General features: G+C 65.2%; 3 protein-coding genes and 1 pseudogene. 2 read left to right on the top strand and 2 right to left on the bottom strand.

What is annotated here, in order from left to right:
• Positions 1-4,805, top strand: a pseudogene (locus CN311_RS33665) (autotransporter outer membrane beta-barrel domain-containing protein); the annotation flags it as partial.
• Positions 4,806-4,836: 31 nt separating this feature from the next.
• Entirely contained in the window at positions 4,837-5,421 is a 585-nt protein-coding gene (locus tag CN311_RS18530; protein WP_097575192.1) for an invasion associated locus B family protein, read from the top strand.
• A gap of 10 nt (positions 5,422-5,431) precedes the next feature.
• Here CN311_RS18530 and CN311_RS18525 read toward each other — a convergent pair whose 3' ends face one another.
• Both CN311_RS18525 and CN311_RS18520 read right to left on the bottom strand, forming a co-directional pair.
• Positions 5,432-6,124, bottom strand: a complete 693-nt coding sequence (locus CN311_RS18525) for a response regulator transcription factor (RefSeq protein WP_097575191.1) — start codon at positions 6,122-6,124, stop codon at positions 5,432-5,434.
• The gene (locus CN311_RS18520; RefSeq protein WP_097575190.1) at positions 6,121-8,856 is read right to left on the bottom strand and encodes a sensor histidine kinase; all 2,736 of its coding nucleotides are present in this window, start codon (positions 8,854-8,856) and stop codon (positions 6,121-6,123) included. The genes CN311_RS18525 and CN311_RS18520 overlap by 4 nt, the downstream gene beginning before the upstream one ends.
• Between the last annotated feature and the right edge of the window lie 54 nt (positions 8,857-8,910).

Below are 8,910 nucleotides of genomic sequence, written 5' to 3'. Positions count from 1 at the left end.
GCGCTGTCACGCTCAGGGCGGACGGCAACCTCCTTTCGCTCACCGATGCGACGGGTTCGGGCGGCGTGGTGGCGCAATCGATCGGCGGCGGCGGCGGCAATGGCGGCCGCACGACCTCTATCGCGGGCGCCGTCAGCAATGGCGTGGCTGTCAATCTTGGCGTCGGCGTCGGTGGCGGCGGCGGTGGCGGCGGCGAGGGCAAGACAGTCCGGGTCGAGACCGGGCTTGTCAGCGGCGGAAGGATCGAAACCCAGGGCTTCCAGGCCGTGGGCATCATGGCCCAGTCGGTTGGCGGCGGCGGCGGCACTGCCGGCGACACGTTCGGTGGCGCCGGCGGCTACGGTAACAATGTGACAGTGAGCGCCACCGTCAACATCGGCGGCGGCGGCGGTAATGGCGATTTCGCCGGCGACGTCCATGTGACCAATGCGATGTCGGTAACGACCAGCGGCGATTCCAGTAGCGCGATCGTAGCGCAGTCGATTGGCGGAGGTGGCGGCAATGGCGGCACCAGCACCGGCGGATCGGCCAATGTCGGCGGCGGCAGCGGCGTCAATGTCGCGGCGAATTTCGCCATGGGCGGCGGCGGCGGCACCGGCAGCTACGGCAATACGGTCGACGTCATCAATTCGGGTACGCTGACCACGACCGGCGCCTTTTCGTCGGGCATCATCGCCCAGTCGATCGGCGGCGGCGGCGGCATTGGCGGTTCCAGCACCGCCAAGTCCTACAATATCGGCGGCAGCAGCCAGACCAGCGTCAACGTGAACATGGGCCTGGCCGGACATGGCGGCGGCGCCAGCGAAGCCAGGAGGGTGACCGTCAACAATTCCGGTTTCATCACCACGCAGGGCTTCGGTTCGTCCGGCATCATGGCGATGGCGGTCGGCGGCGGTGGTGGCGCAAGCGGCGCGGCTTCGGCATCCGACGAAACCGTCGGCGGTGGTGCCGGCGACGATGGCAAGACGACGGTTTCGATCGGCGTGGCGCTCTCTCTGCCGGGCGGCACTGCAGGCGATGGCGGCGAAGTGTCGGTCACCAACAGCAATTGGATCATCACCGACGGCGCCTTCTCCTACGGCATCAGCGCCAGTTCCATCGGTGGCGGCGGCGGCGTCGGTGGCTCGGCGTCGGCCGGTGCCGAAGCCGAATACGCGATCGGCGGCGCTATTGCCGGCTTTGGCGGCAGCGCCGGCGAAGGCAAGCTCGTCGAGGTCACCAATCAGTCCACCGGTCTGATCTGGACGAGGCAGGAAAATTCCATCGGTATCTTCGCGCAGTCGATCGGCGGTGGCGGCGGCGCCGGCGGTGCTGGCAAGAGCACCGGCAGTGACGGCGGCACCGTGGACGTCAAGTTCTCGATGGGCGGTCTTGGCGCCGGCGGCGGCGATGGCGGCGAGGTGCATGTCACCAACAGCGGCATAGTCCTGACGGACAAGGCCAATTCGCACGGCATCATGGCGCAGTCGATCGGCGGCAGCGGCGGTGTCGGCGGCGCGGCCGGTTCGACATCCGCCGACGCCTCCGTTTCCATTTCGGCAGCCCTGGGCGGCCTTGGCGGCGACGGCGGCATCGGCAAGTTCGTCCATGTCATCAACAATGCGACTGGAACCATCATCACCCAGGGCGACAATTCCTATGGCGTCTTCGCGCAGTCGATCGGCGGCGGCGGCGGGGCGGCCGGCAGCGGCTCGACCGAAACCGGCGAGGCCGAGTCGGTGGCGGTCAATCTGTCGATCGGCGGCATCGGTGGCGAAGGCAGCCGCGGCGGCGACGTGACGGTCGACAACCATGGCTTGATCCAGACCACCGGCTATCTGTCGCACGGCATCTTCGCGCAGTCGGTCGGCGGTGGCGGCGGCGCCTCGGGCGCCGCGGCGAGTGCTTCGACAGCCGACATGTCGATCGGCGGGGCTGTCTCGCTGCCGAGCGGCGATGGTGCCAATGGCGGCCATGTCACCGTCAACAATGACGGCGTCATCGAAACCACCAAGGACGGCGCGATCGGCATCTTCGCCCAGTCGATCGGCGGCGGCGGCGGTTATGGCGGCACCGTGTCGGCGGATACGGCCGGAGACAACTCGGTCGCGCTGCAGCTCGGCGGCTTCGGCGGCAATGGCGGCAATGGCGGCGAGGTGGATGTCACCATCTCCGGCGCGATCATCACCCATGGCGAGCGCGCGCATGGCGTGGTCGCGCAATCGGTCGGCGGCGGTGGCGGCTACGGCGGCGACGCAAAGGGCAAGAGCTCGAATGCGCTCGCCATTGGCGGGGTCGGCGCCGAAGGCGGCGATGGTGGCGACGTCACCGTCATCCGCACTGGGACGATCACCACGACGGGCAAGGATTCCATCGCCATCATCGCGCAGTCGGTCGGTGGCGGCGGCGGCTTCGGCGGCGCAGGCTTTGGCCGTTTCGGCGCCGACGACGATGGCGGCGGTCCAAACGCCATCGGCTTCAACAGCCCTGGCGGCAGCAAAGGTACCGGCGGCACGGTTACCATCATCCAAGATGGCGAAATCGAAACGGACGGCGACCGCGCCCATGGCATCGTCGCGCAGGCGGTAGGTGGGGGCGGTGGCGCCGGTGGCATGGCTTCGTTGGCCATGGGCCAGTCGGCCGCCGGTTCGCAAGGCGGTGTCGGCGACGCGGCCGCGGCCCAGGCTACGGCGATGAGCCAGGTCTGGGTGAGGGGCGCGAGTTCCTATGCACTGTTCGGGCAAAGCGCCACCGGCCAGGGCAATTCCGGCGCCGTGGACATGATCGCGGAGGGCAACCTGTTCGCGCAGGGCGCCGATTCGGTCGCAGCCTATGCCGAAAGCACGGCCGGTGGATTGAAGGGCAATATCAGCCTGGACCTCAGAGGCCAGTATGCCATCGGCGGCGGCGGCACCGGTGTCGCGGCCATGCTGGTCGGCGGCCAGGACAACACGCTGAACAGCAACAGCCTTCTTTACGCGATGGGGGCGACGGCGTCCTTTTCTTTCATGAATGAGGCAGACCTGACCGCGTACCTCCAGCAGCTTGCTGCTGGTGGCCCCGTTGCGCCGGAGGAGGCGATCCTGGAATCCCTGCTCGACGATTTCAGCCCGCTGTCGATCACCGCGACGTCCGGCAACGATCAGGTCAACAATCAAAGGACAGTCGACACGCTGGGCCGCGTCATCGGCAACATCGATCTCGGCAGCGGCTTGAACGGCTTCCATAACTTCGCTGATTCCTCGATGGTCGGTCTCAAGACCATCGATCTCGGTGGCGGCACTTTCCTCAATGACGGCCTGATGACCAACAAGGGTATTGCCGTCGTGGAGACGGTCGATGTGACCGGCGGCTTCACCCAGATGGCCACCGGCGATTTCGTCACCGACGTCGATCTCAACAATCAGATCACCGACGCCCTTGCCTTGACCGGGGCCGGCAATTTCAACGGCGAGGCGCCGCTGAATTTCCTGTCCATCGACAGGCTGTTTGCGGAATATGTGCTGGCCAGGGGTTCCTCGATGGTGGATTCCGGCATCACGCCGACGACGCTGCATCCGGCGGTCGGCTTCAACTTCCTGACCAGGGTGGACAACGGCACCGATCTCGTCCTCTACGCCGACAATCCGACCTTCCTGGAACTGGCGCAGGACCCCAACTCCGGCACCACCGATCCGGGCGTGTTCCAGATGGCGCAGTATCTCGACGATGTCGAGGCGTCGTCGAGCCCGGACAATCCGATGGCGCGGCTGATCAACATGCTGCGCTTCCTGCCGGACGAGGCGGCCCTTGGCGCAGCGCTGACACGGCTGACGCCGCACTATGCGGTGCATGCATTCGAGATGGTCAACCGCTCGGCCGACATCATGCTTGAGACGGCGCGCGAATGCACCGGCGTTCCTGCCTACAAGAACCCCGACGGCCGCTGCGTCTGGGGCTCGATCAGCCCGCAGGCCGAATATAACCGCGACGCCGGCGCCGGTACGACCAGCCGCGACGATGTCTTGAAGACGATGTCGTTCGGCGCCATCGCCGAGATCAGCCAGAACTGGTCGCTCGGCGCCACGATCGGCCGGACCGAGTTCCAATCGGAGATCCATTTCAACCAGGATCTGCTGTCGACCACGGACGGCGAATCCTGGCAGGCCTATGCCTTGGCGAAATACGAGAACAAGAACTACTTCGTCGATTTCGCGCTCGGCGGCGGTACCGGCATGTTCGACGGCGAACGCGACACGCATGTCGATCAGGTCGGTTTTATTCCCGGTGAAACGCTGGCGGGGGTCTATCTGCCGGAATTGCTGCTCGACGGTATCGGCAACAGTGTCACCTACACCCAAAGGACCGCCCAGTTCGGCGGCTCGGCACGGTTCGGCGTGACGCAGCAGATGGGTTCGTTCTATCTGCAGCCGACCCTGCAGTTCGATGCACGCTGGCTTCGCGTCTCCGGCAAGGAGGAGGGCTCGGTCGCTGCCTTCAATTTCGACGGGAGTTCCAACACCTATTATTCGGCAACGCCCGGTCTCGAGCTCGGCACCGACATCGCGCTCAGCGACATCGCCAGCCTTCGCGTCTATGGCAAGGCGGGCGTGGAGTTCTCGAACAAGGAGTGGGAGATCGAGGGTCGTTTTGCCGCCGCCGAAGGCCTGCCTGGCAACCCGACGCTGACATTGACGGAAAAGGTCGATTCGCCACTTTATCGCGTCGGCGCCGGTCTCGAACTCAACGGCGTGAATGGCGTCGGCATGGCCGTCAGGTACAATGGCGCCTTCGGCGAGACGGTAACGCAGAACGCGGTCAGCGCCTCCCTCAAGGTCAGCTTCTAGCTGGCCTGAGGTGGGCAAGAAGGGGGTTTCCATGAGAAGCAAGGCATATTTTGCGGCGATGCTGGGCATTGCCTGCATCGTCGGATTCCCGGTCGCGACGGCGGCGGCGCAGACCAAGGCCGACAAGGTGGCGCCGGTCGATGGCGCGGCCAAGGCGCCGCAATTGCCCGGCGGTGCGTCGGCCTTGTCCGAAACCCATGGCGACTGGACGGTCAATTGCCAGATCGCCGGCATCAACAAGGCCTGCAGCCTGTCCCATCAGCAGTTCAACAAGCAAAACGGCCAGCGCCTACTGGCGATAGAATTGGCGACCAAGATCGCCGAGCAAGCCAATGGCACGCTGGCGCTGCCATTCGGACTGGCGCTGGCCAAGGGCATCAGTCTCGAGATCGACGACAAGAGGCTGGAGGGCACGCTGCAATTCAGCACCTGCCAGGTCGTCGGCTGCCTGGTGCCAGTGGCTTTCGATGCGAAAATCACACCCTTGCTCAAGGCCGCCACCACACTGAAGATAAATGCGATCGCGGCCGATACCGGACAGCCGGTCACATTTTCCATCTCATTGGCCGGCTTCAGCGGCGCGCTTGCCCGGACCGCGGAACTCTCGGCGGATTGACCTTCCCTGTTCACTCGACTTCGCGCAGGCGGTATCCGACGCCGGTTTCGGTGGTGAGGTAGCGCGGCTGGTCGGGTGTTTTCTCGATCTTTTGCCTGAGCTGGCGGACATAGACCCTGAGATACTGCACGTCGGTCGACTCGCCCCAGACCTGTTTCAACAGGAACTGGTGGGTGAGCACCTTGCCCGCATGCTGCACGAGGAGGCGCAATATGTCGTATTCCTTCGGCGAGAGTTTTATCTCCCTGTTCTCGACCTTGACGATGCGCTTCACCAGATCGACCGTGAGATCGCCTGTATGGAACACCGGCTTCTCGCCCTGCTGCTGGAACTTGTGACGGAGCGCCACGCGGATGCGCGCGACAAGTTCATTCATGCCGAATGGCTTGGTGATGTAGTCGTCGGCGCCCAGCTCCAGTGCCGAGACGATACCGGTCTCGTCGGTGCGGCTGGACAGGATGACCACCGGAATGTCCAGGCCATCGTCGCGCCATTTGCGCAGCAAATCATGGCCGCCCATGCCGGGCAGGCCAAGATCGAGTAGGATCAGGTCCGGCTTTTCCGTTTCGACCAGTTCGATCGCCGCCTTGGCGTTCGGCGCCTCGCTGACCGCATAGCCCTGGCTGCCGAGGCCGACCCGGAGCAGTTTTCGGATCGGCGGCTCGTCATCGACGACCAATATACTGACGTTCGAATGTGTCATGCCAAGTCGTCCACGCTGGGATCGCCCCCATTTTGATCGCCTAGGAGGGGCAGTTCCGTCGGCACCGGCATCCGGATGGTGAACACCGCGCCAGCGCGGTCGGTCCTATTTGCCGCTGCTATCGTCCCGCCCATCGCCTCGATGAAGCCGCGGCAGATCGACAGCCCCAGCCCGGTGCCGGCCTGGACCTGATCGCGCTTGCGCACCCGGTAGAATGTGTCGAAAATTCGCTCCAGATCCGCCGGAGGGATGCCCGACCCCTCATCCATGACCTGCAGGATGACGGAGCCGTTGTCGGCCCAGCCCCGCATGCGGATCGTTGACCCTGGCGGCGCGTATTTCGCGGCATTGTCGAGGAGGTTGAAAAGCACCTGCTCGAACAGCACCGGATCGAGCTTCAGCATCGGCAGGTTCTGCGGAATGTCGATTTCGGTCTTGTGCTCGCCGATGATTTTCTTCGCCCGCCGTAGTGCCGACCCGACAATGTCGCCGACATAGTGGAAGGCGTGTTTCGGTTCCATCGCGCCGGATTCGATCTTGGTCATGTCGAGCAGATTGGCGATGAACCGGTTCAGCCGCTCGGATTCGTCGAGCACGGTCGACAAGAGCTCCGTCCGGTCCTGCTCGGGAAGTGCGGGCGCGAACTCCCTCAGCGTCCCGGCCGCGCCCATAATGGCCGCGAGCGGCGTTTTCAGGTCATGGGAAATCGAAGTCAGCAATGCCGAGCGCAGGCGGTCCGCCTCGGCGGCGAGCTTGGCCCGGTCGACATCGGCGACAAGCTGGATGCGCTCGATGGCGACCGCCGCCTGGTCGGCGAGCGCGTCAAGGAGGCGCTGCTGCTCGGGCGTCAGCAGCGGCCCCTGCCTGTCGTTGTCGAGGCCGACGACCCCAACCGCCGTGCGGCCGGTCCGCAACGGCAGATAAAGGCGCCTGGCGCCGGGCAGCGTGTCGGCGCCACGGCCCGCGGGGCGATCGTGCTCCCAGGCCCAGCGGGCGGCCGCGATGTCGGCCTCGGCCAGCGTGTCGTCGGGCGGGTAGCCGGCCTTGACGGTGATCGAGCCGTTCTCGGGCAAGAGCAGCACCACGCGCAGCTTGAGCATCGAGGCGATCTGGAACGCGGTCGCCCACAGCACGTCGTCAAGCGTGCCGGCGCCGGCGAGCTTCTTCGAAAAGAGATAGATATCTTCCGTGGCGCGTGCCCGTGAACGGGCGGCGACCGCCTGACGCTGCACGCGCGCCGTCAGATTGCTGGCAATGACGGCAACAACGAGGAAGACAGCCAGCGCGACAATGCTCTCGGGCTGGCTGATCGTCAGCGTGTAGCGCGGCTCCAGGAAGAAGTAGTTGACCGCAAGCGCGCTGACGAGACAGGCGTACAGTGCCGGCCAGAGTCCGCAGGTCACCGCCGATGTCAGCACCGCCAGGAGAAAGATGATTGCGAGATTGCGAACGTCGAGAAACTGGTCGAGAACCGCGCTGACGGCGAGCGCGCCGGCGACATAGGCCGTGGCACGCAGATAGGGCCAGATCTGGAACGGCCTCTGCTCGGTTGCCGCCTTGACGCTCCTCGACGCAGCGTCGGTGCCCCGATCGGTCCCCGAAATGACATGGACGCTGATGTCGCCGGCATTGCGGATGAGATCGTAAGTGAGCGAGCCTTCGATCAATTCGCGCCAGCGCGACCGGGTTGGACTGCCGATCACGATATGGGTGAAGTTGTTCGCGGTCGCATGGCGAACGATGTCCTGCGCGACGTTCTGACCCGGAATGGTCGTCACCTCGGCGCCGAGCTGCTCGGCAAGGCGCAGCAGCGTCGCCAGCCGATCCTTGTCCTCCTCGGACATGCCGGCCGAACGAGGGGTATCGACATGAAGCGCCGTCCAGGGGGCGCGGAGCCGGTCGGCCAGCCGGCGCGCATAGCGGACACGGGCCGCCCCGCCCGGACGCGCGTCGACGCAGACGAGAACCCTTTCCCCCGCAGCCCACGGTCCGGGAATGGCGTGTGCCTGCATGTGGTTCAGCAACTGCTCGTCGACACGCTGGGCGGTACGGCGCAGCGCCAGTTCCCTGAGCGCGGTCAGATTGCCCGGCGAGAAATAGTTCTCGATCGCACGCTGGGCGGTGTTTGGAAAGTAGACCTTGCCTTCCCTCAGCCGCTTGATCAGGTCGTCGGGGGTGAGGTCGATGATCTCGATGTCATCGGCCTGGTCGATAATGGAATCGGGAACCGTTTCGCGCACCCGGACGCGCGTGATCTGGGCCACGACATCGTTCAGGCTTTCGACATGCTGGACGTTGAGCGTCGTGTAGACGTCGATGCCATGCGTCAGGATCTCCTGGACGTCGAGATAGCGCTTGGGATGACGGCTGCCGGGGGCGTTGGTGTGGGCGAGCTCGTCGACGAGAACCAGCGCCGGGCGCCGGGCGAGGATGGCGTCGATATCCATCTCGTCCAGCATGCGGCCCCTGTGGTCGACCTGACGGCGCGGTATGACTTCAAAGCCTTCGACCAGCGCCTGGGTTTCCTTGCGGCCGTGCGTCTCGACAATGCCGATCACCACGTCGATCCCGTCGGCCAGCCTGGCGCGACCCGACATCAGCATCTCATAGGTCTTGCCGACGCCGGGTGCCGCGCCAAGGAAAATCCTCAGACGACCGCGCTCCTGGCGCTCCGCATGATCAAGCAGCGCGTCTGGAGAGGGTCTGTTATCGGTGCGGCTGTCCTCTGGCATTTGATCCTAGATATGGACGGCGCCGGGGAGGGTGTCGACCCCGACCTACCATTC

The organism is Mesorhizobium sanjuanii (assembly GCF_002529485.1).
GTDB classification, from domain to species: domain Bacteria; phylum Pseudomonadota; class Alphaproteobacteria; order Rhizobiales; family Rhizobiaceae; genus Mesorhizobium; species Mesorhizobium sanjuanii.
The sequence above is the reverse complement of the archived record's forward strand: the minus strand, read 5'-3'. Positions and strand labels throughout refer to the sequence as shown.